Genomic DNA, 24,917 nt, shown 5'->3' on the forward strand with positions numbered 1-24,917 from the left:
CGTAATCGGTGTTGAACGGTTTGCAAAACTTAATGTGATGATTGTATGACGAATAACGCGCTTGTGCCACGCACTCAAATCAAACATGGTTTTCAGACGGCCTTATTGATTTCGCGTTACCCTTCCGTTGGATGGTTGAAGGGAAACCCCATGCCCGCCGTTATCACCGCCCCCGAAAAATTTGCCGCCGCACAAACCCTGCTGGCCGTAACCCTGCTGGCCGCGCTGCCACAAAAAGCAGCCTGCACTTGGGATATTCAAACGTGCAGGCTGCTTTTCTTATCGCCGCGTTCAGATTTTTCAATTGCATAAATCCGTCAATCCGCTTGATTTTTTCTTCCACTTTACAGTATTTTACGGTTCATTAACAATTCGCTGTCTGAAAACCAGTTCATCCACCTCACAAGCTGCTTTTTTATCTACTCAATGTTAAATTTTGTTATTGCCTGTATTGACATAAATCAACAAACAATGCTAATTTTTCGCCAACAAGGAGCTTAAAAATGACGACTTATCCCATTGTTCAAGCGACCAAACCACTCAACTGGCAAGCCATTGCTCAAATTGCGGTACACGACAATGGCGAACCTTTGCTTGCCTTGCCCTTGTGTTCTCGTATTCAACTTATCCCCACTTATTTTAATCAACACATTAGCGGTGCGATTAACGCGCTGGTGCTGCGCCAAACAGCAAGCGTAGGTTGGGTCTAGACCCAACAAAACTGTAAAATCCATCTGTTTTGTTGGGTTTACAACCCAACCTACAAATTTTTAGACGGCCTCAAACGCCGTCTGAAACCCCAATCTCTCCACCGAGCAAGCAAGCGTAGGTTGGGTCGCGACCCAACAAAACCGTAAAATCCCCCCCCGTTTTGTTGGATTTGGCAACCCAACCTACCGCTGAAACCCGCTTTTCAGACGATCTCAAACGTCGTCTGAAACCCCGACAACCCAAAAGCAGCCTGAAAACCCAATCCTCCGTTTTCAGGCTGCCCAACCATCACCAACCCCAAAAAACCATGCCCCAACCCACCTTCTTCATCTACGACTACGAAACATTCGGCATCCACCCCGCCCGCGACCGCCCCGCCCAATTTGCCGGTATCCGCACCGACCCCGATTTCAACCCCGTCGCCGACCCAATCACACTCTATTGCAAACAAACCAACGACTACCTGCCCTCGCCCGAATCCGTGCTGATTACCAGCATCACCCCGCAAGAGTGCAACCAAAAAGGCGTGCCCGAGCCCGAATTTGCCGCGCGGATTTGCGCCGAATTTTCCCAGCCCAACACCTGCATCATGGGCTACAACAACATCCGTTACGACGACGAAATCACCCGCCACACCTTCTACCGCAACTTCCTCGACCCCTACGAATACAGCTACCAAAACGGCAACTCCCGCTGGGACTTGCTCGACGTCGTCCGCGCCTGCCACGCCCTGCGCCCCGAGGGCATAGAATGGCCGCGCGATGAAAACGGCCTGCCCGTGTTCCGCTTGGAACAACTCACCGCCGCCAACGGTATAGAACACGCCCACGCCCACGACGCGCTCTCCGACGTGTACGCCACCATCGCGCTGGCGAAACTCATCAAACAAAAACAGCCGCGCCTGTTCCGCTTCTTCTTTGAAAACCGAGGCAAAGCCCCACTCGCCGCCATGATAGACATCCGCCGCCACACCCCGCTGGTGCACATCTCTGGCATGTTCGGCAATGCCCGTCGCAACACCGCGCTCATCGCCCCGCTCTCATGGCACCCGAGCAACAAAAACGCCGTCATCGCCTGCGACCTGTCCGCCGATTTGCGCGATTTGTTAAACCTGAATGCCGACACCCTGCGCGAACGCCTCTACACCCCTAAAGAAACCCTGCTCGCACAAGGCGCGCTGCCCGTGCCGCTCAAACTCGTCCACATCAACAAATGCCCTATCCTCACCCCGCGCAATGTTTTGCGAGACGAAGATGCCGAACGTTTAGGCATAGACAACACGATTTGCCAAAATAACCTAGCCGCCCTGCAAAACGCGCCCGAAATCCGCCAAAAAGTACAACAAATCTTCCGCGAAACCCGCCAATTTGCGCCTAGCGACAACGTAGAAACCGAACTGTACAACGGCTTTTTCAGCCCCGCCGACAAACAAAACCTCGCCACCCTGCGCACCCTGCCGCCCGAACAACTCGCCAACCACGGCTTGCCATTCCAAGACCCGCGCATCCCCCAACTGCTGTTCCACTACCGCGCCCGCCATTTCTACCCAACCCTCACCCGCGCCGAACAAATTCAATGGCAAAAATACCGCCGCAAAAAACTGGAAGCCGCGCTCCCCGATTTCAGCCAAAGCCTGCAAAATCTGGCGGAACAAAACGCCGATAATCCCGACAAACTGCTGCTGTTGCAGGCGGTTTATCAGTATGCGGAGCGGTTGTTGGGTTGAGTTGCTTGAAAAGCCCAAAAAGGCCGTCTGAAAACGTAATTATCCTTTTCAGACGGCCTTTTTATAGTGAAATCAAAACAAAACAACAAATAGAGTGTTCGGATCTGCAACATACGTGGTTTTACCAAACACTCCGCACATTCCAATTTTCAGGCTGCCTTTCAATCCCCGAGCATGGCAGCCTGAAAAACCAAAACAGGCATTATCCCCATCCGCCGCTACTCTTCATCATTTCCCTCTTTCTTCAAAGTCGCCCTTATCCTATCGCACCTTTCCCACCATTGGGCAAAATCGGCTTGGATCTGCTCAGAGAACACAGCAAAATCCTCGTCTGCAAGATAGCCGTAATTGCGATGTCGGCTCAATTTCTCATCCATATCGCTGAACCTAGATGTATACCACCAATCAAGATCTTTACAGATTTCCTTGGCTGATTTGGATAAAGCCCACACATCGTCCATGTTTTCCAAGGCTTCAACCTGTTCGGCTAGACGGCGTTTGGCTGCGGCAAATTCACGCCCCGCGGCTTTTTCCAACAGCGCATGCGCCGCTTTTCGGTCTGCCTTATTTTTCCAAGAGAACATTTTGATTTCCTTGTTGTAAAAGGGTTTGGTATTGGCAAGATTTTAGCAGAGGCTTGGGCATTTACATTCAACTTGATGTTGCCGTATCTCTCTTTTTCAGGCTGCTTCTCCCCACCGATTTAATGTACCGCCCAAAGCGTTTTAGCATCCGCCACTCCAAAGCAGCCAGACTGTACGTCTCGAGTCCGGCTGTTTCTCTTTTTCCTTTATTTTAAAAATCTTGCCATATGAACAATCGTACCAACGGAAATCAAACCGGCAAACCGCGCAGGCTGCATCCGGCACATGCAGTATCATCTTTTGAGGCCGTCTGAAAAACAATAAAAGGCCGTCTGAAAACCGGTACAACCCGTTTTTAGACGGCCTTTGTTCTAGGGCGCGTTGACATTCCACTTTTACAGCGGATTTTGCGCCTTAATGCAATAAAACCAGTGTGCCGCTCTACGCGCCAAACCCCAGCCGGCGGCAGATTTCCTCCGGCAGGGCGGACTGGTTCATGGTGTAGAAGTGCAGGCCGGGCGCGCCCTGTTCGAGCAGGCGGGCGCACATGTCGGTTACCACGTCGAGGGCGAAGGCCTGCACGGATTCGGTGTCGTCGGCGTAGGATTGCAGTTTCAGGCGCAGCCAGCGGGGGATTTCCGCGCCGCAGGTGTCGGAGAAGCGCATGAGTTTGGCGAAGCCGGTAACGGGCATGATGCCGGGCACGACGGGGATGGTGCAGCCGAGGGTGCGCACGTCGTCAACGAAGCGGAAGTAGGCGTCGGCGTTGTAGAAATACTGGGTGATGGCCGAGTCTGCGCCGGCGCGGGCTTTGGCGGCGAAGTGGGCGGTGTCTTCGGCCGCGCTGCGCGCTTGCGGGTGGTATTCGGGGTAGGCGGCGATTTCGATGCGGAACAGGTCGCCGTAGCGATGGCGGATGAGTTCGACCAGCTCGGCGGCGTAGCGCAGGCCGCTGCCGGACGCGCCCATGCCGGAGGGCATGTCGCCGCGCAGGGCGACGATGCGGCGCACGCCCATGTCGCGGTAGGTGTCGAGCAGGGTGTGGATTTCTGCTTCGTTCATGCCGATGCAGGGCAGGTGCGGCGCGGCGGGGGTGTTTTCGGCGAGGATATCGGCGATGGTTTGCAGCGTGCCTTCGCGGGTGGAGCCGCCCGCGCCGGAGGTGCAAGAGAAAAAGGCGGGGTTGAAGCGGCGCAGTTTTTCGCGCACGGCGGTTTGTTTGTCGCGGCCTTCGGGGGTGCGGGTGGGGAAAAATTCAAAGCTGAGGGTTTTGTTGGCGGTGTTCATGGCGTGTTCCTGCGCGCCGTATTTTTTCAGACGGCCTGTTTGGTTTTCAAATGTTTGATAATAATCCGAAAAAGTGCACCGTGTTATGAAAAATACCCCGCCGGTGCATGAGCGGGATTTGTGCCGTTTGATTTGTTTGGGGATTTTGCAAACGGCTTGTGCAAACCCGCCGCGCTTTTCAGACGGCCTGTAAAGTATTAAGATGTGCCGCAATTACATTTTCTTAACATAAGGAACCACCATGAAAGTATTACTGTTGGGCGCACCCGGTGCAGGCAAAGGCACACAGGCGCAGTTCATCACCGCCGCATTCGGCATTCCGCAAATCTCCACCGGCGACATGCTGCGCGCCGCCATCAAAGCGGGCACGCCGCTGGGCTTGGAAGCGAAAAAAATCATGGACGAAGGCGGCCTCGTGCGCGACGACATCATCATCGGCATGGTGAAAGAGCGCATTGCACAGGCCGATTGCGCCAACGGTTTTCTGTTTGACGGCTTCCCTCGCACGCTGGCGCAGGCCGAAGCCATGCAGCAGGCGGGCGTATTGCTCGATGCCGTGGTGGAAATCGACGTACCCGACAGCGCGATTGTCGAGCGCATGAGCGGCCGCCGCGTGCATCTGGCTTCCGGCCGCACTTATCATGTGGTTTACAATCCGCCGAAAACCGAAGGCAAAGACGACGTAACCGGCGAAGATTTGATCCAGCGCGACGACGACAAAGAAGAAACCGTGAAAAAACGCCTCGCCGTTTACCACGAGCAAACCGAAGTGCTGGTGGGCTATTACAGCAAACTGGAAGGCGAGTCCGCGCCCAAATACATCAAGGTGGACGGCACGCAGGCCGTGGAAGCCGTCAAAGCCGAAGTATTGGCCGCATTGGGCAAATAAGCGGCAATAAGGCCGTCTGAAAACCCGGCCCGTTTTACCCCTCCACCTCAACCTAAAGAAAGCACCGCTATGAAACTCTTAAAAACCGTCCCCCTGCTGTTAAGCCTGGCCATTGCCACCGCGCAAGCCGCCGACGTCAATCCGCATCCGCAAAGCTTCGGCACCTGGCACGATGCGGACGGCGGAAACTTCGTCATTAACAAAAACGGCTTTAAAGAATTTGCCCATGTATCCGCCGAATGCGGCCAAAAAAGCAAAGGTTATGTGCATGAAAGCTCTTGGATAAGCGGCAAAGAACTGGCCAAAAGCATCCGCGAAAGCATCGAAATCGAAGACTCGGACAATAAAGCATACGGCAGCGAAATGCATGCAGTGCTGAAAACCATCCGCCCCAATAAAAAATACCTGCGCATCGACGTGGCACTCAGTTGCAGCGACGGCATGGAATCCTTCATCCAGCTCGACAAAAACAACGCCCTACGCAGTACCACCGCGCCCGACGAATTTTTCCGCCGCGCCAAACGGGTGAAATAAACCAAAAGGCCGTCTGAAAAGATTGAGAAAACATCCGGGCAGCCCGCCGTTCATTCCGACGGCGGCTGCCCAGATGTTTTCAGACGGCCAACCAATAGCGCAACGCCGCCAACAGCAGCGACACCGAAACGCAAACCCAGGCCGCGGTTTTCGCCGCCCTGTGCACCGCCTGCCGGTAACCGTCCGGCAACAGCCGCACAACCGCCAAAGCGGCCAAAGCGGCAAATAAAAAGAACTTCAATAAAAAAGAAACATGCATCCGGCAAGAAAGGCCGTCTGAAACGGCCATGCACAAACAAAATCGAGCCGTTATAATACGGCCTTTTTTCCACCGCCGCAGCCCCTCCCCATGACCGCCACCGACAGCATCGGGCTGGTAACGCCCGAAAAAATCCCGTTCGAACAGCCGCTTGTCCTGCAAAACGGCCAAACCCTGCCGCGCTTCGATTTGATGGTGGAAACCTACGGCACGCTCAACGCCGACAAATCCAACGCCGTATTGGTCTGCCACGCCCTCTCCGGCGACCACCACGTTGCCGGCCGCCACCACCCCGACGACAAACACCCCGGCTGGTGGGACAGCATGGTCGGCCCCGGCAAACCCATAGACACCAACCGCTTCTTCGTCATCGGCCTCAACAACCTCGGCGGCTGCGCCGGCAGCACCGGCCCGTTAAGCACCAACCCCGAAAACGGCCAAGAATACGGCGCGGACTTCCCCGTCGTAACCGTCAAAGACTGGGTAAACAGCCAGGCTCTGCTGGCCGACCATTTCGGCATCGCCCGCTGGGCGGCCGTTGTCGGCGGCAGCCTCGGCGGCATGCAGGCACTGCAATGGGCCATCGACTACCCCCAACGCGTGCGCCACGCCCTCGTCATCGCCTCCGCCACCCGCCTGTCGGCGCAAAACATCGCCTTCAACGACGTCGCCCGCCAAGCCATCATCACCGACCCCGACTTCCACGGCGGCCACTACCGCCGCTTCGACACCATCCCACGGCGCGGCCTGCGCATCGCCCGCATGATGGGGCACATCACCTACCTCGCCGAAGAAGGACTGGGCAGAAAATTCGGCCGCAGCCTGCACGACGGCATACAGTACGGCTACGGCGTCGAATTCGAAATCGAATCCTACCTGCGCTACCAGGGCGACAAATTCGCCGAACGCTTCGACGCCAACACCTACCTGCGCATGACCAAAGCCCTCGACTACTTCAGCCCCGCCGCCGCCTTCAGCAACGACCTCACCGCCGCCCTGCGCCAGACACAGGCCGGCTTCTTCGTCGCCAGCTTCACCACCGACTGGCGTTTCGCCCCCGCCCGCTCCCGCGCCCTCGTCAAACACCTCGTCCGCGCCCGCCGCCCCGTCCAATACATCGAAGTCGAATCCCACCACGGCCACGACGCCTTCCTCATGGCCGATCCCCCCTACACCGCCGCCGTTGCCGCCTACATGGACAACGTTTACAAGGAATTGCAGCCATGAACACCCTGCGCGACGACCTGCGCCTCATCTACGACTGGATCCCCCAAGGCAGCCGCGTCCTCGACCTCGGCTGCGGGCGCGGCGAACTCCTCTCCGCCCTCGTGCGCGACAAACAATGCAGCGGCTGCGGCGTGGAAATCGACACCGAAGGCGTACTCGCCTCCATCGCCGCCGGCATCAGCGTCATCCAGGCCGACCTCGAACAAGGCTTGCAGGACTTCGACAGCGACAGCTTCGACATCATCGTACTGAGCCAAACCATCCAGTCCATGCAAAACACCGAAACCATCCTGCGCGACCTCACCCGCGTCGCCCGCGAAGCCGTCGTCTCCTTCCCCAACTTCGGCTACTGGCGCAACCGCCTGCAAATCGCCCTCGGCGGCAGAATGCCCGTATCCGAACGCATGCCCTACCAGTGGTACAACACCCCCAACATCCACTGGTGCACCCTCACCGACTTCGACGCCCTCTGCGCCAAAAACAACATCCGCATCCTCGAACGCGCCGTCATGACCGGCGGCAAACGCATCCGCACCCTGCCCAACCTCCTCGGCAGCCTCGCGTTTTACCGCGTCGGCTGAACCGCAGACAGCGCGGAAATACAGAAAGGCCGTCTGAAAACCCGTTTTACCGGTTTTCAGACGGCCTCTTTCTATCATTGCATAACCGTGCCAAAAGCTGCGCTTTCAGACGGCCTCCGCCATTAGGTAGGGTGTGTCGCCCCAAGGCGACGCACGCTTTCTCTGCCGCATCGCAAAATCCGTGCCGCCCACAAACCCCCAAACCGCGTGCGTGGCTGCGCCACACACCCTACGGATGGTTTGACATAGCGCAGCAGGCAGCGGATTTCGGCCACCGAGGTAGGGTGTGTGGCGCAAGCCACGCACGCGGTTTCGGCCGTTCGGAGGCCGTCTGAAAACCCGTTTTACGCATTTTCAGACAGCCTCTACTGTTTTTCAGACGGCCTCAATCTTCGTAAACCGCATCGAAAAATGCGCGTTCCAGCGCGACGGCGCGGCGGAAGAAGGCGCGCGCCTGTTCGCGCTCGACTGCGGAGGCGGCCGCGCCGGTGCGGGCGAGTTCCGCGCGCAGCCAGCCGACGAAGTCGCGGAAATAATCGTTGGCGTGCAGGGTAATCCACTCGGCGTGGTGGAAACCGCTCTGCGGCAGCTCCCGTCCGGCTTGGTTGGCCCAGTCGAGGTACAGCCCCTCGGCCACGCACAGCACGGCAAGGGCGCAGAGGTAGCGGCGGCTGTCGGCGGCTTCCTGCATCAGCTCCTGAAACTGCCGCGTTACCGGCAGCAGCGCGGGGGCGGCGCGTTCGGCTGCGGGCACGCCCAAGTAGTCGAAGCAGCGTTGGAAATAGGTGTTTTCGTCGCCGGTGATCATCGCGGCGAACTGGCACAGGCGCACGCGGGCGGGGTAGCGGTCGGCGGCGGCAATAGCCGCGCCCAGCAGGGCGGTGAAGCGGTCGATAAACTGGTAGTCCTGCACGAGATAGCGGCGCAGGTGCGCGTCGGACAAAGTGCCGGCGAAGATTTCGTCGACAAAGCGGTGCCGCGTGGCGGCCTGCCAGTCGGCGGCGGCTTCGTGGTGCAGGGTGTCGCAAAAGTTTTGGTTTATTTGGGTCATGGGAACTCCTTTGGGTTGGGGAACTGGCGGCGGAGGCCGTCTGAAAACAGCGGGTAGCTTGGGTTGCAAACCCGACATTGGCGGCTTGCTTGCGCGGGTGTCGGGGCTTGACCCAAGCCGGCTTGGCTGCCGTTATGCGGCAGGGAACGCGTGCGTCGCCTTGGGGCAACACACCCTGCCTTAACGGCGCAGACCGCGTGCGTGGCTGCGTCGCACACCCTACGTGAACAGCGGAGGCCGTCTGAAAGTATGGCTTCGGCGCAGTTGCAGGCCGGATTCTTGAATCCGACGTTTTCCCGCAGCGTCCTCCCTCCGTGCGGGGTGTCGGATACAAGTATCCGACACCTACGGCTGCTGCCTAACAGAGGAGGCCATCTGAAAGTTGCGTTTCGGCTGCGCCGAAACTGCGTTTTCAGAAACGTCATCTCTGCGTAGGCGGGGACGGCCTGTGGTTCACGATAACACGCCCAGTTCGGTCAGGCCGCGCAGGATGCCGTCTTCTGCGGCACTCGGGCAGGTGTGGTGTGCGGCGGCTTTGAGTTCGGGGCAGGCGTTGCCCATGGCGACGCCGCAGCCGACGGCGCGCAGCATTTCGATGTCGTTGGGGCCGTCGCCGAAGGCCATAGCGTCGGCGGGGGTGAGGCCGAGGCTGTCGAGCACGGCCTGTATGCCGCGCGCTTTGGAGCCTTCGGCGGCGAGAATGTCCACGCCGTATTCGTGCCAGCGGGTAACGCGCAGGCCGTGCGGCAGGCCGGCTTCGGCTTCGGCGGCCTGCTCTTGGCCGTAGAAGGCGAGGAGCTGGCAGACGGTGTCGGGGGCGGGGTCGCCGGCGCGGTAGGGGATGGCCAGTGCGCCGAGGGCGGCGCGGATGCGGGGGTCGTCGCGCGGGACGGCGACGCGGTGCGGGGCGACGAAGGCGCAGGCGATGCCGAGGCGGTCGAGGTGGGCGGCGGCTGTGGCGGTGTCGGCGGCGGGGAGGGTGTGTTCGGCCAGCACTTTGCCGCCGCGTTCGGCGTATTGGCCGTTGATGGCGACGAGGATGTCGCTGCCGGTGGCGGCCATCAGTTCGCGCACGGGTGCGGGGATGAGGCAGGGCGGGCGGCCGGTGGCAACGGCGGCGGCGATGCCCTGCTGTTTCAGACGGGCTAAGGCTTGGCGGGTGCTGTCGGGGATGCGGCCGCTGCGTTTGGGCAGCAGGGTGTCGTCGATGTCGAAGAAGATGATTTTGGGCGGGCGGGTCATGGTTTTTTCCGGGTTGGCGGCCGTCCCCGCCTACGCGGGGATGACGTTTCTGAAAACGGCGTATGCGGGATATGCGGTTTTTGTTTGGCGCAAAGTCGCGGATTCGCTGTGCGGCAGAAAACGCGTGCGTCGCCTTGGGACGGCACACCCTGCCTGAATATCGGAGGCCGTCCCTGCCTGTGTGTCAGGGCAGGATGTCGATGGGGGCGTTTGGTTCTACCAGGGCGTAGAGTTCGTCGATTTCGCGGTCGGTTACGGCGATGCAGCCGTCGGTCCAGTCGCGGCGCAGGTGTTGCGCGCCGATGGCACCGAGGCCGTTTTTGAGGCCGTGGATTTTGATGTCGCCGCCGGGGCTTCGGCCTTGCGCGGCGGCGCGGGCGCGGTCGGCGCGGTTCGGGTAGGAGACGCCGAGGTTTTTGTGGTAGCCGCTGTGCGGGTTGCGGCCGGATATGGTGTAGCGGCCTTCGGGGGTTTTGCCGTCGCCCTCGAATTGTTTGTGTCCGACGGGCGCGCGGCCGAGGGCGACGGGGTAGGTTTTGAGCAGGCGGCCGGAGTGGTCGTAGGCGTCCATTTCGCGCGCGCTTTTGCGTACGACGAGTTTGGCGATTTCGGTATCGGGCGGCAGGGCGGGCTGTTGCAGCAGGGTTTGCCGGCGGGGGCTCAGGCCGTTGTCGTTGGCGATGCGGGTGAGGTAGAGCCAGACGGCGGCGGGAACGGCGATCAGGGCGAGAAACAGGGCGGCAAGGGCTTTTTTCATGGGACGCTCGGGAAGGTGCGGGAGGCGCGGATTATAGCGTGAGGCCGTCTGAAAAGCGGCAAAACGGTTTTCGGCTGCGTTTTCAGACGGCCTGTATGCGGCGGGGAACGCGTGCGTTGCCTCGGGACGGCACACCCTACAACAGGTTCGGCACGACGTAATAACGCTTTCCGTAGGTCGGGCATTTATGCCCGACGTTTTTCTGTTGCCGGTGTTTGTCGGGCATAAATGCCCGACCTACGGCTGCTACGGCTGCGTTTTCAGACGGCCTGCAAACGGCGCAAACCGCGTGCGTGGCCTGCGCCACACACCCTACGTGAACGGCAAAAGGCCGTCTGAAAAACGGGTTTTGTTTTTCAGACGGCCTGTTTGCGGTTTAGAACTTCCAATCCAGTTTCAGGCTGAGGGTGCGGGGTTCGCCGTAGAAGTTGTTTTGGCCGCGCGTGCGGTTGTAGTTGTTTTCAAAGTAGGTGCGGTCGGTGAGGTTGGTGCCGATCAGGCTGAGTTTGGCGTGGTCGTTGATTTCGTATTGGACGTGGCCGTCGACCAGCGCGTAGCCGCCCTGTTTGATGTTGTAGAGGCTGGACACTTTGCTTTGCGCCGACACGCCGCCGCCGAGGGTGAGGCGGGTGTTGGGGATGCGGTAGCTCGCGCTCAGGCGGAACATGTGCACGGGGGTGAAGTTGCTGAAGTTGTAGGGGTCGGCGCTGGTGTTTTTCTGCAGACGCTCAGCGTTCACTTCGGCAGCGTTTTTGTATTTGCTCTTGTTGTAGGTGTAGCCCGCGCTGATTTTCAGGTTTTCGCTCACTTCGCCCGCCAGTTCGATTTCCGCACCGCGGCTGACGACGCGGCCGATGGGGCGGGCGATGGTTTGGAAGTAGCCCTGACGGCCGTTGTCGCCGGGAACGTAGCCGAAGTCGGTGACGGTGCGGTTTTTCTGTTCGAGGTTGAACAGGGCGACGGCGGCGTTCAGACGGCCTCGGAAGAAGGCGGCTTTCCAGCCGATTTCGTAATTCGTGCCGATCAGCGGCGGCAGGGCGGTTTTGTGGGTGACGTCGACATTGTCCTGCTGCTTGAAGATGCGGGTGTAGCTGGCGTAGACGCTTTGGTTGGGGGTAAGGTCGTAGGTAATGCCGGCGTAGGGGGTGAATTTGTGGCTGGCGAGTTTGGTGGTGTAGTGGTCTTTGTCGGCCTTTCTGTTGCTTTCGGTGGAGAATTGCGATTCGGGCTCGCCGTAGAAGACGGGCATTTCTTTGCTCTGGCCGGTTTCGTAGCGGGTGTAGTGCAGGCCGCCCAGGAGGTGCAGGCGTGATGTGGCGTTGAAACGGGTGCTGGCGGTGAGGGAGTGGGTTTTGTTGGTGTTGAGGTATTTGGCGTAGTTGTATTTCGCCGAGACGTGGTCGTCGGGGATTTTTTCAGTTTCCCACACGGGAACGTCGCCGTTCCAGCCCGTCCACAGCAACTCGCCGGTATTGGGGTCGCGCGCTTGGATGAGGTTGCCGTTGGCGTCGCGTTTGAGGACGTCTTCGACGACGGGAACGCGGCGGCCGGTGTCGGGGTCTACGCGGAAGATAGGCTTGCCGTTGGCGTCGAGTTTGGGCACGGTTTTGGTGATGACGGCGTCTTTGCAGCCGGGTTCGTAGATTTTGACGTTGCCTTTTTCGCTGTATTTGTCCCAGTCGGGTTGGCGCTGGTCGGTGTCGAAGGGCGAGAGTTCGCTGCCTTCGGGAGCGGGGATGCAGGTGCGGTAGTAGGCGTAGTGGGTGCCGCCGGTAAAGGGTTTGGGGTAGTACTTGTTTTGGTAGATTTCCAGATAGGTGGAGTGTACCCGCTCTTTTTTGTAGGAATAGCCGACATAGAAGTCGTGGCTGCGGCCGAGGAGGCCGTATTGGCCGGTGAGGTCGAGCTTGAAGCCGTATTGCGCGTCGTCTTTGGTGTAGCGCATGGGCATGTAGTTGTATTTGCGGTTGAAGGTGCTTCTGCGGTTGAAAGCGAAGTCGTACAGGCCGTTGCGGAAACGTTGTGAGGCGTTGTTGTACAGGCCGAGTTTTTTCAGTTCGATTTCGACGTATTCGCCTTTGTCGAAGGCTTCGCCGGGGTCGTTGCGGAAGCAGAAGAAGCCGCCGTCGCGTATGCACTGCTGGTATTCCTCTTCGCGTTGGACGAGGCGGCCGGCGCGGAATTTGCCGAAGGCGGCGTTGTCGAATTTGTTTTTGAGGTAGTCGTCTTTGGCGGTGTCGTATTCGCGTTGCGCCTGTTCGCGGTATTCCTTGAGTTTTTCCAGGGCTTTGTCTTTGGGCTCGAAGGGGATTTCTTCGCCTTTTTCGGTGCGGAAGCTGTCGGCATCGGCTCCTGACAGCCCCGCCGCGTGTTCGTTGCGCAGGAAAAACTGGCCGACTTTGGCGTCGGTTTTGCTGCGGGTGTAGGCGGCTTCGGCCTTCAATTCCCAGCCGTTGTCGAAAATGTGTTTGAAGCTGCTGAAAATATTGTATTTGTCGGCTTTCATGCGCGACCAGTCGGCGCCCAGCCAGGTGTTGCGCGGCAGGGTGACGGGGTCTTTGCAGGCGGGGTCGGCGACAAACATTGCCACTTTCTGGTTTTGGCAGGGCAGAATAACGCCCGCAAAGTCGGGCACTTCCTTGCTTTGCTGGTAGAGGCCGCCGAGGGTGAAGACGCTGTTTTCGCCGATGTTGCTGTCGATAACGCCGTAGAGCATGTGTTTTTTGCCCCACACGCGGTCTTTGAAGGAGTTTTTGCGCTCGCCCACGCCGACCAGGCGGCCGCGCAGGGTTTTTTCCGCGTTCAGGCTGCCGGAAACGTCGAGGCCGAGGCGCACGCTGCCGCGCTGGTCGGCGGTGAGTTCGCCGGAGTGTTGGAAATTGGCGGTCGGTTTTTTGCGGATGAGGTTGATGGTGCCGCCCGGCTCGGAGTTGGACTGGGTCAGCCCCGTCGCGCCGCGCACCACTTCGATGTGGTCGTACACGGCCAGGTCGGTGGAGGGGGAGGTGTCGATTTTGGCGGTGTAGCCGGAGCGGCCTGCCACGTTGTTGGTGATGCCGTCTTCGCCGATTTGGTCGACGTAAAAGCCGCGCGACAAAAAGCGCGTCTGCAAACCGGAATCGCGCACGACGTTGACGCCGGTGGTGTTTTTCATCGCGCTTTCGAGGGTGGAAATGGCTTTGTCGTCGAGCTGGCGGCGGGTGATGACGCTCACCGACTGCGGCGTGTCTTTGGCGGAAATCTTCATGCCGGTGGCGGTGGACATGCTGCCGGTGGTGTAGCTGCCGGTGTTTTCGGTTCTGCCGCTTTTGGATTTGCCTTTCACATGCACGGTTTCCAGCGCGTTTTCGGCCGAACCGGGTTCGGCGGGCGCGTTTTCGGCATGGGCGGCGGCAAGGCAGGCCAGCGATACGGTAAGGGCGGCGGTGTTCAGTTTGAAATCAAAACGGTTTTTCATGGAATCCTCGGATGGGGTAAAGCGGCAAAAGGCCGTCTGAAAACCTTAAAACGGCGCAGGCGCAGCGAAAATCAATGCGCTTGTACTATTTCGCATTAAATTGTGCAAACGGTTTGCCTGATAAACGGATAATATTCTAAAAATCGTTAATTTTAGTACGCTGCGCGTGAAAAGAAAAGCGGCAAAACCATTTCCATTCGTTCGGCACGCAAACGCAGCCGAAAATATGCCGAAGCAGCATTCGCGGGGCAGAAAGGCCGTCTGAAAAGCCGTTTCGCGCAGCAATCGTACCGCCGCGCCGCGCAAAACCGTTTTTCAGACGGCCTCAACCTTTACGCAGCCTTTACACAGGCGGATAATGTGCCCTTCCCTACCCGTTTCCCCCAAGGAGTCCCATGAGCTTTCTGAAACTCACCGAACAAAACGTCTCCGGCAAAACCGTGCTGATCCGCGCCGACATGAACGTGCCTTTCAAAGACGGCAAAATCAGCAACGACACCCGCATCCGCGCCTCGCTCGCCTCGATTCAATACTGCTTGGACAAGGGCGCGGCCGTGATCGTGATGACCCACCTCGGCCGCCCCACCGAGGGCGAGTTCCACCCCGAAGACGACGTTGCCCCCGTGGCCGCGCATTTGGGCGGCCTGCTGGGCAAAGAAGTGAAAGTATCGAACGACTGGCGTAAGAACAAACCCGTTTTGCAGGCGGGCGAAGTGGTCATGCTGCAAAACGTGCGCATCAACAAAGGCGAAAAGAAAAACGATGCCGAGCTGGGCAAAGCCTACGCCGCTTTGTGCGATGTGTTTGTCAACGACGCATTCGGCACGGCGCACCGCGCCCAAGCCTCCACCGAAGCCGTGGCGATGGCCGCGCCGGTGGCCTGCGCGGGCGTATTGATGGCGGGCGAACTCGACGCGCTGGGCAAAGCCCTGAAAAACCCCGCCCGCCCGATGGCGGCGGTGGTGGCGGGCAGCAAAGTCTCCACCAAGCTCACTATTCTCGAATCGCTGGCCGACAAGGTGGACCAGCTTATTGTCGGCGGCGGCATCGCCAACACTTTCCTCTTGGCCTCGGGCAAACCCATCGGCAAATCGCTGGCCGAACACGATCTGGTGGAAGAATCGAAAAAAATCATGGCGAAAATGGCGGCCAAAGGCGGCAGCGTGCCCCTGCCCGTTGATGTGGTGGCGGCCAAAGAATTTGCCGAAAACGCCGAAGCCACGGTTAAAAACATCGACGACGTAGCCGCCGACGACATGATTCTCGACATCGGCCCCAAATCCGCCGCCGAGCTGGCCGCGCTGTTGAAACAGGCCGGCACCATCGTGTGGAACGGCCCGGTGGGCGTGTTTGAGTTCGACCAGTTTGCAAACGGCACGAAAGAACTCGCCCAAGCCATCGCCCAAAGCAGCGGCTTCTCCATCGCAGGCGGCGGCGACACGCTGGCTGCGGTGGCCAAATTCGGCGTTACCGAGCAAATCGGCTACATCTCCACCGGCGGCGGCGCGTTTCTCGAGTTTCTCGAAGGCAAAGAACTGCCCGCCGTGGCCGCGCTGGAAAAACGCGGGGCGTGATACCCTGTCCGAAGGGCGACAAGCAGAAAAAAGGCCGTCTGAAAAACGTTTTTCAGACGGCCTTTTTGCTTTCTTTGCGGCAATATAGTGAGACAAAATAGAAACTACCTATCGTAGGCTGGGCTTCAGCCCAGCTAAATCACTATTTTCCTAATATTTTGCTGGGCTGAAGCCCAGCCTACATCGGATACTTTTGATCTGTACCGACTATATGCCGTGCGTGGGAAACCGTATGCACCGTTGTGCGGCAGGCCGTGCGGGGGTTCGACCGGCAAAGCGGACAGCTTCGGGGCGGATGATCGGGCTGCAAACACACAAAAAGGCCGTCTGAAAAACGTTTTTCAGACGGCTTTTTTGTGTTTTACGCGCTGTTCAAACCCTGGTTACGCGCTGTACCTGCGGGATGTCTTTGAGGGCTTGAATGATGTTGTTGAGCTGGGCGAGGTCTTTGGTTTTGATGCGGAATTTGAATTCGATGAAGCCTTCTGTGCCCGACTGGCTTTGCGAGGGGGTTTCGACGGCTTCGATGTCCGCGCCCTGTTCGGACATGGCCAGTGCCATGGCGGCCAGCAGGCCGTGGCTGTCTTGCGAGGCGACGAGCAGGGAGGTGTGGTAGGTTTGGCCGGCGATGGCTTCCCAGTCGGCATCAAGCTGCTGGTCGGGGTCGGTTTTGAGCAGGTTGGGGCAGTTTTCGCGGTGGATGATGAGGCCCTGGTCTTTGATGAGGACGGCGCGGACGGTGTCGCCGGGGATGGGGTTGCAGCAGGGGCCGAGTTGGACGCGGCCGGTTTCGTTGCCGCTGATTTTGAGGGGACTCAGGCGGATTTCGCCGCCGAGGTGTTCGCCCGCGAGGGCGGCGATGTGCATGGCGACGGACACGGGCAGGATGTGCCCCATGCCGACGCTGTATAAAACGTCTTCAAAGCTGGTTTGTTTTTCGGTGAGGTCGGCGAGGTAGGCTTCTTTGAGTTCTTCCGAGAGGAGCACGTCGCGCGGCAGCAGGCCGGAGAGGGCTTTTTGCAGCAGGTTTTCGCCGAGACGGACGGCGTCCTGGCGGTTCAGGTTTTTGATGTAGCTGCGGATGGCGCTGCGGGCGCGGCCGGAAACGGCGAAGTTGAGCCAGGCGGCGTTGGGGCGGGCGGCGGGAGAGGTGATGATTTCGACGGTGTCGCCGGTTTTGAGCGGGGTGCGCAGGGGGACGGCGGCGTTGTTGATGCGGGCGGCGACGGCACGGTTGCCGACGTCGGTGTGCACGGCGTAGGCGAAATCTATGGGGGTGGCGCCTTCGGGCAGGACTAGGATGCGGCCTTTGGGGGTGAAAATGTAAACCTCACTGGGAAAGAGGTCGATTTTGACGTGTTCGAGAAATTCGACGGCGTTGGCCGAACGCGCCTGCAAGTCGAGGATGTTTTGCAGCCATTTGTTGGCGTTGAGGGTGGCCTGGTCGGGGCTGTCGTCGCCGGATTTGTATGCCCAGTGGCTGGCGATGCCGTTTTCGGCAACGGCGTTCATTTCGCGGGTGCGGATCTGCACTTCTATGGGCAGGCCGTGCGGGCCGGTGAGGGTAGTGTGCAGGCTTTGGTAGCCGTTGCTTTTGGGGATGGCGATGTAGTCTTTGAATTTGCCGGGCTTGGGCTGGTAGAGGTTGTGCAGTGCGCCGAGGGCGGCGTAGCAGGCGGGGATGCTGTCGGTGATGACGCGGAAGCCGTAGATGTCGGTTACTTCTTCAAAGCGCAGGTGTTTGTTGCGCATTTTCTGGTGGATGCTGTACAGTTTTTTTTCGCGGCCTTTGATTTGCGCTTCGATGTTCGCGCCGACCAGCCGCTGCGCGAAGGCGGCCAGCACTCTGCCGACGATGTCGCGCCTGTTGCGGCGGAAGTTGTGCATGGCTTTTTGCAGGGTGCGGTAGCGGGCGGGGTGGATGTTTTGGAAGGCCAGGTCCTGCAATTCGCGGTAGACGGGGTTCAGGCCGATGCGGTTGGCGATGGGGGCGTAGATTTCCAGGGTTTCCTGCGAGATGCGGCGGCGTTTGTCGGGACGCATGGAGCCGAGGGTGCGCATGTTGTGCAGGCGGTCGGACAGTTTGACGATGATGACGCGCATGTCTTTGGTCATCGCGAGGATGAGTTTGCGGAAACTTTCGGCCTGGTGTTCGGTTTGGTCGTCGTATTTGAGTTTTTCCAACTTGGAGAGGCCGTCGACCATGTCGGCGATGGTGTCGCCGAACTCGGCCGCCATTTCCGCTTTGGTGGTGCCGGTGTCTTCCAGCACGTCGTGCATCAGCCCCGCGCTGAGGGTTTGGATGTCCATGTGCCATTTGGCCAGCTCGGTGGCGACGGCGATGGGGTGGGTGATGTAGGGTTCACCACTTTTGCGCGTTTGGCCGTCGTGGGCGGCGAAGGCGTAGGCGCAGGCTTGTTCGAGACGCTGCAAGTCGTCGTCGGGCAGGTAGGAGACCGTCTGAAACAGGCGGGTGCGGGCTTCGGCGGTGAGCGGGTCGTAGGCGGCGGCGGGGGCTGGGGCGGACATTTTCAGACGGCCTACGGCGGGTTTATTTGCTGCGGTTGAGGATTTCCGCCGTTACTTCGCCGGCGGCGATTTCGCGCAGGGCGGTAACGGTGGGTTTGTCGTGGCGCACGTCGTCCACCAGCGGGGCGGTGCCGTTTTCGAGCTGGCGGGCGCGGCGGGCGGCGGCGAGGGTCAGGTCGAAGTGGTTGGGGATTTTGTCGGCGCAGTCTTCTACGGTGATGCGTGCCATGGGTTTGTTCCTTTTTGAAAGTTAAAACAACAGATCGGATGGGTTCAGAATTTTTCGGACAACAATGCTTCGATAAAGTTTTTCTGCCGCGCCTGGGTTTGCCGCTGCGCGCGGATGATGGCGGAGAGTTCGGCTTCTGCGGCGGGCAGGTCGCGGTTGACGACGATGTAGTCGAACAGCAGCGACTGTTCGATTTCGCCGCGCGCCTGGCGCAGGCGGGTTTCGATGACTTCGGCCGTGTCGGTGCCGCGCCCGCGCAGGCGTTCGGCCAACACGGCGAAGCTGGGCGGAAGGATGAAGATGCTGACGGCTTCGGGCAGGGCGCGGCGCACTTGGGCGGCTCCCTGCACGTCGATTTCCAATATCACGTCGAAGCCTTGGTGTTGCAGGGCTTTGAGGCCGCTCATGCTGGTGCCGTAATAGTTGCCGAACACATTGGCGTGTTCGAGAAAACCGCCGCCGTCTATCATGTCTTCAAATTCGGCCGTGCCGACGAAATAATAGTGTTCGCCGTGCCGCTCGCCTTCGCGCGGGGCGCGGGTGGTGTGCGAGACGGAGACGCGCACGTCGGCATGGGCGGACAGCAGGCGGGAAACCAGCGTGGTTTTGCCTGTGCCGGAGGCGGCGGAGATGATGAAGACGTTGCCGGGGGTTTTTGCGGTCATGATGCGGAAAACGCGGAGAATCAAGGCTTCGGATTATAGCGCAACCACTGTGGAATAGAAAATTTGTTAAAATGCGTGTTTTGCTTTTTACAGTGAGGACGCGGCGATGCTGGTTCATCCCGAAGTGATGGGCGTGGAAGCCCTGTTTGAAAAAATGCGCAAGATACCCGACTGGCCGGAAAAAGGGATTTTGTTTCACGACATTACGCCGATTCTGCAAAGCCCGCAGTATTTCCGCCTGCTGGTCGATCTTTTGGTTTACCGCTACATGGGGCAGAAAATCGACGCGGTGGCGGGCTTGGACGCGCGCGGCTTCATCATCGGCGCGGCTCTGGCCTACCAGCTCAATGTGGGCTTCGTGCCCATCCGCAAGAAAGGCAAGCTGCCGTTTACCACCGTGTCGCAGAAATACGCGCTGGAATACGGCGAGGCGGTGGTGGAAATCCACACCGACGCGCTCGAACCGGGGGCGCAGGTACTGCTGGTGGACGATTTGGTGGCCACAGGCGGCACGATGCTGGCGGGCGCGGAACTGATCCGCCGGCTCGGCGGGAAGGTGGTGGAAGCGGCGGCGATTTTGGAATTCACCGACCTGCCCGGCGGCCAACGCATCCGCGACGCGGGCGTGCCGCTGTTTACGCTCTACCAAAACGAAGGCTGCCTGCCGCGATAAGGCGGCGGCAAAGCGCAGAAGGCCGTCTGAAAACCGGATTTTCGGTTTTCAGACGGCCTTTTTGTGCAGCAGGGTATGGTAGAACAAAATAAAGGACACCCATCGTAAGCCGGGCTTCAGCCCGGCTAAATCGATATTGATCCGATATTTTGCCGGGCTGAAGCCCGGCCTACACAGAATACTTTTTATCTGTATCCACTATAACGGAAACATCCGTTCCGCTGTTTGCATGGCAGGCGGTACGCGTTCTTTGCCATTCAGGCCGTCTGAAACCGCGTGCGCTATTTCGGGCGGCACACCCTGCTTTATCAGCCGCATTTGTGTTGTCGGTGCAAAAGGCCGTCTGAAAACCGGATTTCCGGTTTTCAGACGGCCTGTTCACGGCAGCCCCAAACGCCCGCCGTGCAGCCGAAACCGCGTGCGTCGCGGAGCGACATACCCTACATCGGGTTCGGCATGGGCGGACTCGGGTAGGCGTGCGGCGTAGTCCCGGCTATTGTGCGCAGCCTGCCGAAACCATGTTTTCAGACGGCCTGTACCGGTGCGGCAGGAATGCGTGCGCCGCTTAATGGGGCGATACGCCCTACTGCGGCCAGACGAGTTCGGGTTTGGCGGACAGGGCGGCGCGGAATTGGGCGCGGATGCGTTCGAGAGCGGCGGGGGTGTCGCCCTCGAAGCGCAGGACGAGGACGGGGGTGGTGTTGGAGGCGCGGATAAGGCCGAAGCCGTCGGGGAATTCAACGCGCAGGCCGTCGATGGTGATGGTTTGCTCCGCGCCGTCGAAGCGGGCGGCGGCGGCCAGTTCGGCAACGGTTTGGCTGCCGTTTGCGCCTTCGGGCAGGGGGATGTTGATTTCGGGGGTGGCGGCGGCCTGGGGCAGGCCGTCGAGTTCGGCGGTGGGGTTGGCACTGCGGGAGAGGATTTCGAGCAGGCGCGCGCCGGCGTACATGCCGTCGTCGAAGCCGTACCAGCGTTCTTTAAAGAAGGTGTGGCCGCTCATTTCGCCGGCCAGCAGCGCGCCGCTGCGCTTCATGGCGGCTTTGATGAAGCTGTGGCCGGTTTTTTCCATAACGGGTTCGCCGCCGTGCCGCCGTATCCAGGGGGCGAGCAGGCGGGTGGATTTGACGTCGTAGATGACTTTGGCCTGCGGCCTGCGGCTGAGGACGTCGCGGGCGAACAGCATGAGCTGGCGGTCGGGGTAGATGATGCTGCCGCTTTTGCTGACGACGCCGAGGCGGTCGCCGTCGCCGTCGAAGGCAAGACCGACTTCGGCGGGGCCGTTTTGCACGGCGGCAATCAGCTCGCCCAGGTTTTCGGGTTTGGCGGGATCGGGGTGGTGGTTGGGGAAGCGTCCGTCCACGTCGCAGAAGAGTTCCTGCACTTCACAGCCGAGTGCGCGGTAGAGGCTGCCGGCATAGGCTCCGGCCACGCCGTTACCGGCATCGATGGCGATTTTCATCGGGCGGGCAAGGGTGATGTGCGAGGTGATGGCGGTTTGGTAGGCGGCGGCGATGTCGAGGTGCCGAATGCTGCCGCTGCCGTCGGTGAAGGCTTCGTTTTCGATCAGGTCGCGCAGCTGCCGGATGTCTTCGCCGGCGAGGGTGTCGCCGCCGAGCATGATTTTAAAGCCGTTGTATTCGGGCGGGTTGTGGCTGCCGGTAATCATGATGCCGCTGCCGCCGCATTCGGTCAGGGCGGCGAAATAGAGCATGGGGGTGGCGACGGTGCCGGTGTCGGTTACGGCGATGCCGCTGTCAGTAAGCCCTTGGCCGAGGGCGGCGGAGAGTGCCGCGCCGCTGAGGCGGCCGTCGCGGCCGACGGCGATGCTGCCGATGCCCTGTGCTGCAGCGCGTGCGGCAACGGCGCGGCCGATGAGGTAGGCGGTGTCTTCCGTGAGGGTTCGGCCGACGATGCCGCGTATGTCGTAGGCTTTGAAGATTTCGGGGGCGGCGTGTGCCATGCGGAGGCTCCTTTGCGGGGTAATGGGCAAATCTGAAATCAATCCTGCCAGCGGCAATCCGGTTTTTCCGTGCCGTTGGAGGCGATCAGCAGGGTTTTTCCTGCCGGTGCGGGCGCAGGTGCGCATTGCGCGGTGATGTATCGGTTGCGGTACAGCAGTTCCAAGGACACGCTTCTGACCGGCCTGTTTTCGGGCGCGATATTTAGCCGGACGGCCTGCGCGGCGGACAGCGGCTCGGCAGTTTCATAGACGGCAAGCACATCATTGTTGATTGATACGGAATAAAGCGCGGCGGGTTCGGCGGTGTGGCCGGTAATGGCAAGCATGGGCATATCGGGCTGTGCCGCGAGGCGGCAGGCGGCAATGAGCATGATCAAAAACAGGGGACGTTTCATTATATGCGCTTATCGGGTTGGCGAAATGTTTTCAGACGGCCTGTTGGCGGTACAGGCCGTCTGAAAAACGGGGGAAGGCGGCTTAGGGTCTGTTTGCATTTGGTATTACGGCGGTTTTTGCGCCATAAAACGGCATCTGCCGCGTTGCAAATCCTCGCAAGGTGTCCAAACCTTGCTGCGGTTTGCGCCTCGCATCTGCCGGTGTCAAAGCAAAACCCGCTGCGCAAACCAATTGCAAACAGACACTAGCTGCCTTGCAGTTTGATGCTTTGGCCGGGTTTGAGGACGGTGCTGTTGTTGTTCCAGCGGCGCACGTCTTTGACATCGACGTTGAAGCGGCGGGCGATGCCGGCCAGGGTGTCGCCTTGGCGGACGGTGTAGGAAACCTGGCGGATGTTGTTCTGCCCGGTTTTGCCTTTGGCCGTTTGGGCGGCGGCCACTTTCAATATCTGGCCTTCGTGGATGGTGTTGCCTTTGATGCCGTTGTTTGCCACGAGGTCGGCCACGTTCATGTCGTAGCGTTTGGCGATATTGAACAGGGTGTCGCCGTGGGCGACTTTGTGGGTGGCGGGCGGCGCGGCGGGTTTGGCGGCGGCCAGCGCGCGGGCTTCGGCTTTCTGCTGTTTGGCGCGTTCGGCGGCGAGTTTGGCCTGGCGGCTGCGCTCGGCGGCTTCGCGGGCGGTGGCTTCGGCCAATGCCAGAACTTCGACCTGTGTCGGGATGCGTTCGGAAGACGCGGCGGCTTCGGGCGGCGCGGACTGTTCGGCGGAGGCGGTTTGGCGGACGAAATCCATCAGCGGGTCGCCGTTGCCGTCGTTTTCCGCTGCGGCAGTTTGCACGCCCGGCTGCGTTTGCGCGGCGGCTTGCGGCGGTGTTGCGGCTTGCTGCGCGGCGACAGTTTGCGCCTGCGCGGGCATGGAGACGGGGGCGGATGCCGTTTGTGCGGCGGCGGTCTGTACCGGCGCGGGTTGTGCGGCGGTGTCTTTGACGGCGGCAGCTTGGGCGGCAAAGGCCGCAGGGGCGGGGGTGGCGGGTTTGTCCAGCGGCAGGGTGGTTTGGACGGAGGCCGTCTGAACAATGTCGGTTCTGGCCGCAGGCTGCGCGGCGGCAAAGGCCGACTGCGGCGGCAGGGCGGGCGCGTTGGCCGGCTGCGGTGGCGCGGTGAAACTCGGCTGCGCGCTGGCGATGGCGGTGGCGACGCCCATTTCGGGCACGCTTTGCAGCTTGTTGTCGTTCGGGTTGAGGTCTTTGTCAAGGGCGATGAAGTTGGTGAGCGCGTCGCCGCCTTTTCCGCCGAAGCTGTTTTTCGCCACCAAAATGCTGCGCCCTGCGGCGATGCTGTCTTTGCTCAGGCCGTTGAGGCGTTTGAGTTCGGCGGTGTTCATGCCGGTTTCGGCAGCGATGGCGGAGAGGGTGGTGTTGGCGTAGGGGGTGTACACGTCCCAGGAAAGCAGGGTGGCGCGGTCGGCTTTTTTGTAGTTGCGCTCGAAATTGGCGGCGGCGGCAACGGGCAGCAGCAGTTTGCGGCCGAGCTTGGGCATGTAGACGGGCGATTTGAAAGCAGGATTGAGCGCGTCGAACTCGCTGCGGCTGATGCCGGCCAGGCGCACGGCGGCGTTCAGGTCGATGGGCTGGTCGATGTCTACGGCTTTGAAGAAGGGCTTGTTGTCGAGGTCGGAGAAGCTGATGCCGAAATATTCGGGGTTGTTGACGATGTTGCGCACGGCCAGGAGCTTGGGGACATAGTTGCGCGTTTCGGCGGGCATTTTGAGGTTTTCGTACACCGGCTCCAAGCCTTGCGCGCGGGCGCGGTTGACGGCGCGGCCGACGTTGCCTTCGCCCCAGTTGTAGGCGGCCAGCGCGAGCGACCAGTCGCCGAAGAGGCCGTGCAGGTATTCGAGGTAGTTCAGAGCCGCGTCGGTGGCGGCGTAAACGTCGTGGCGGCCGTCGTAGAGCGGGGTTTGTTCGAGGCCGTAGTGGCGGCCGGTGGCGGGCATGAACTGCCACAGGCCGGACGCGCCGACGCCGGATTTGGCTTTGGTAACGAACGCGCTTTCGATAAAGGGCAGCAGGGCGATTTCGGCCGGCATGTTGCGTTTGGCCACTTCGCGGCTGATGTGGTACATATAGGGGCGGCTGCGCTCGATGGTGCGGTTGAAGTAGGCGGCCGAGGAGGCGTATTTGCTTTCGTGGCGGCGCACGAGTTCGGGATTGACTTCGGCCATGCGGAAATCGCTGCGCAGGTATGCCCAGACGCTGTTGTGGCCGTGTTTGATTTTGCCGTGGTCGAGGGAGACGGTGTTGGCGCGCATCAGTGCCATGCCGATCTGGCTTTTGCTGTAATGGTTGTTCTGATAGCTCTGGCCGTGCGCGGCGGAGAAGACAGACAGCCCCGTAATGGCTACTGCAAGGGTTTTTATCGAAGACATGTTTTTGGTTTTCGGCTGGTAACAACGGCGCATACTAACTTGATACCCGCAGACGCGTCAAGGTTATCCAAGTGTAAAAATTTTCAACATGTTAAACCGCTTGTCCGTTTGACGCGCCGCTGTTTGCGGGCGGCAGACAATGGCAAAATAAGCATTTG

General features: G+C 60.0%; 22 protein-coding genes. 9 read left to right on the plus strand and 13 right to left on the minus strand.

What is annotated here, in order from left to right; genetic code table 11:
* Positions 1-150 precede the first annotated feature (150 nt).
* The 3 genes from H3L91_RS12385 to sbcB all read left to right on the plus strand — a co-directional run bounded on the left by H3L91_RS12385 (position 151) and on the right by sbcB (position 2,437).
* Positions 151-312, plus strand: coding sequence for a hypothetical protein (locus tag H3L91_RS12385; protein WP_244958459.1), 162 nt, complete (start codon positions 151-153; stop codon positions 310-312).
* A gap of 191 nt (positions 313-503) precedes the next feature.
* Positions 504-710 carry a hypothetical protein gene (locus H3L91_RS09485; protein ID WP_154647219.1) on the plus strand — a complete coding sequence of 69 codons (207 nt, stop codon included), beginning with the start codon at positions 504-506 and terminating at the stop codon, positions 708-710.
* A 170-nt stretch (positions 711-880) separates the two neighbouring features.
* Entirely contained in the window at positions 881-2,437 is a 1,557-nt protein-coding gene (gene sbcB / locus H3L91_RS09490) for an exodeoxyribonuclease I (protein ID WP_244958460.1), read from the plus strand.
* 218 nt (positions 2,438-2,655) lie between these two features.
* On the opposite strand, the gene H3L91_RS09495 is transcribed toward sbcB, so the two are convergent.
* Both H3L91_RS09495 and metF read right to left on the minus strand, forming a co-directional pair.
* Positions 2,656-3,021 (minus strand): hypothetical protein, encoded by a 366-nt coding sequence (locus H3L91_RS09495; protein ID WP_007343585.1) that lies wholly within the window; start codon positions 3,019-3,021, stop codon positions 2,656-2,658.
* Positions 3,022-3,462: 441 nt separating this feature from the next.
* Positions 3,463-4,308 (minus strand): methylenetetrahydrofolate reductase [NAD(P)H], encoded by an 846-nt coding sequence (metF, locus tag H3L91_RS09500; RefSeq protein ID WP_040659649.1) that lies wholly within the window; start codon positions 4,306-4,308, stop codon positions 3,463-3,465.
* Between the two features lie 241 nt (positions 4,309-4,549).
* Between metF and adk the strand changes: the two genes are divergently transcribed.
* Complete coding sequence (gene adk / locus H3L91_RS09505) at positions 4,550-5,197, plus strand: adenylate kinase (RefSeq protein ID WP_007343588.1); 648 nt, start codon at positions 4,550-4,552, stop codon at positions 5,195-5,197.
* 69 nt (positions 5,198-5,266) lie between these two features.
* Positions 5,267-5,731 carry a hypothetical protein gene (locus tag H3L91_RS09510; RefSeq protein ID WP_007343589.1) on the plus strand — a complete coding sequence of 155 codons (465 nt, stop codon included), beginning with the start codon at positions 5,267-5,269 and terminating at the stop codon, positions 5,729-5,731.
* Between the two features lie 79 nt (positions 5,732-5,810).
* Here H3L91_RS09510 and H3L91_RS09515 read toward each other — a convergent pair whose 3' ends face one another.
* Entirely contained in the window at positions 5,811-5,990 is a 180-nt protein-coding gene (locus tag H3L91_RS09515) for a protein MIGRI (protein ID WP_007343590.1), read from the minus strand.
* Positions 5,991-6,080: 90 nt separating this feature from the next.
* On the opposite strand from H3L91_RS09515, the gene metX reads away from it, so the two are divergent.
* Together metX and metW are read left to right on the plus strand one after the other, a co-directional pair.
* The gene (gene metX, locus H3L91_RS09520) at positions 6,081-7,217 is read left to right on the plus strand and encodes a homoserine O-succinyltransferase MetX (protein ID WP_007343591.1); all 1,137 of its coding nucleotides are present in this window, start codon (positions 6,081-6,083) and stop codon (positions 7,215-7,217) included.
* Positions 7,214-7,798, plus strand: coding sequence for a methionine biosynthesis protein MetW (metW, locus tag H3L91_RS09525; protein ID WP_007343592.1), 585 nt, complete (start codon positions 7,214-7,216; stop codon positions 7,796-7,798). The genes metX and metW overlap by 4 nt, the downstream gene beginning before the upstream one ends.
* Positions 7,799-8,183: 385 nt before the next feature.
* Here metW and H3L91_RS09530 read toward each other — a convergent pair whose 3' ends face one another.
* From H3L91_RS09530 to H3L91_RS09545, 4 genes are all read right to left on the minus strand, one after another.
* The gene (locus H3L91_RS09530) at positions 8,184-8,849 is read right to left on the minus strand and encodes a TenA family protein (protein WP_007343594.1); all 666 of its coding nucleotides are present in this window, start codon (positions 8,847-8,849) and stop codon (positions 8,184-8,186) included.
* A gap of 453 nt (positions 8,850-9,302) precedes the next feature.
* Positions 9,303-10,091: a Cof-type HAD-IIB family hydrolase gene (locus H3L91_RS09535; RefSeq protein ID WP_007343596.1), complete on the minus strand. Its 789-nt coding sequence runs from the start codon at positions 10,089-10,091 to the stop codon at positions 9,303-9,305.
* Between the two features lie 184 nt (positions 10,092-10,275).
* Positions 10,276-10,983, minus strand: coding sequence for a L,D-transpeptidase family protein (locus H3L91_RS09540; RefSeq protein WP_007343598.1), 708 nt, complete (start codon positions 10,981-10,983; stop codon positions 10,276-10,278).
* A 241-nt stretch (positions 10,984-11,224) separates the two neighbouring features.
* Entirely contained in the window at positions 11,225-14,305 is a 3,081-nt protein-coding gene (locus tag H3L91_RS09545; RefSeq protein WP_007343600.1) for a TonB-dependent siderophore receptor, read from the minus strand.
* Positions 14,306-14,700: 395 nt separating this feature from the next.
* Between H3L91_RS09545 and H3L91_RS09550 the strand changes: the two genes are divergently transcribed.
* Complete coding sequence (locus tag H3L91_RS09550; RefSeq protein WP_007343602.1) at positions 14,701-15,879, plus strand: phosphoglycerate kinase; 1,179 nt, start codon at positions 14,701-14,703, stop codon at positions 15,877-15,879.
* Between the two features lie 372 nt (positions 15,880-16,251).
* Here H3L91_RS09550 and H3L91_RS09555 read toward each other — a convergent pair whose 3' ends face one another.
* From H3L91_RS09555 to gmk, 3 genes are read right to left on the minus strand one after another with little or no spacing between them, the layout of a single operon-like run.
* Positions 16,252-18,408: a RelA/SpoT family protein gene (locus H3L91_RS09555; RefSeq protein WP_007343603.1), complete on the minus strand. Its 2,157-nt coding sequence runs from the start codon at positions 18,406-18,408 to the stop codon at positions 16,252-16,254.
* Positions 18,409-18,430: 22 nt separating this feature from the next.
* Positions 18,431-18,637: a DNA-directed RNA polymerase subunit omega gene (gene rpoZ / locus H3L91_RS09560; protein WP_007343604.1), complete on the minus strand. Its 207-nt coding sequence runs from the start codon at positions 18,635-18,637 to the stop codon at positions 18,431-18,433.
* Positions 18,638-18,681: 44 nt separating this feature from the next.
* Positions 18,682-19,302, minus strand: a complete 621-nt coding sequence (gene gmk / locus H3L91_RS09565) for a guanylate kinase (protein ID WP_007343605.1) — start codon at positions 19,300-19,302, stop codon at positions 18,682-18,684.
* A gap of 106 nt (positions 19,303-19,408) precedes the next feature.
* On the opposite strand from gmk, the gene H3L91_RS09570 reads away from it, so the two are divergent.
* Positions 19,409-19,975 (plus strand): adenine phosphoribosyltransferase, encoded by a 567-nt coding sequence (locus H3L91_RS09570; protein ID WP_007343606.1) that lies wholly within the window; start codon positions 19,409-19,411, stop codon positions 19,973-19,975.
* A gap of 583 nt (positions 19,976-20,558) precedes the next feature.
* On the opposite strand, the gene H3L91_RS09575 is transcribed toward H3L91_RS09570, so the two are convergent.
* The 3 genes from H3L91_RS09575 to H3L91_RS09585 form a co-directional block, all read right to left on the minus strand.
* Positions 20,559-21,935, minus strand: a complete 1,377-nt coding sequence (locus tag H3L91_RS09575; RefSeq protein WP_007343609.1) for a phosphomannomutase/phosphoglucomutase — start codon at positions 21,933-21,935, stop codon at positions 20,559-20,561.
* A gap of 38 nt (positions 21,936-21,973) precedes the next feature.
* On the minus strand, positions 21,974-22,330 hold the full coding sequence (locus H3L91_RS09580) for a hypothetical protein (RefSeq protein ID WP_007343610.1): 357 nt from the start codon (positions 22,328-22,330) through the stop codon (positions 21,974-21,976).
* A gap of 245 nt (positions 22,331-22,575) precedes the next feature.
* Entirely contained in the window at positions 22,576-24,759 is a 2,184-nt protein-coding gene (locus tag H3L91_RS09585) for a LysM peptidoglycan-binding domain-containing protein (RefSeq protein ID WP_007343612.1), read from the minus strand.
* Between the last annotated feature and the right edge of the window lie 158 nt (positions 24,760-24,917).

This window comes from Neisseria bacilliformis (assembly GCF_014055025.1).
Classification (GTDB): domain Bacteria; phylum Pseudomonadota; class Gammaproteobacteria; order Burkholderiales; family Neisseriaceae; genus Neisseria; species Neisseria bacilliformis.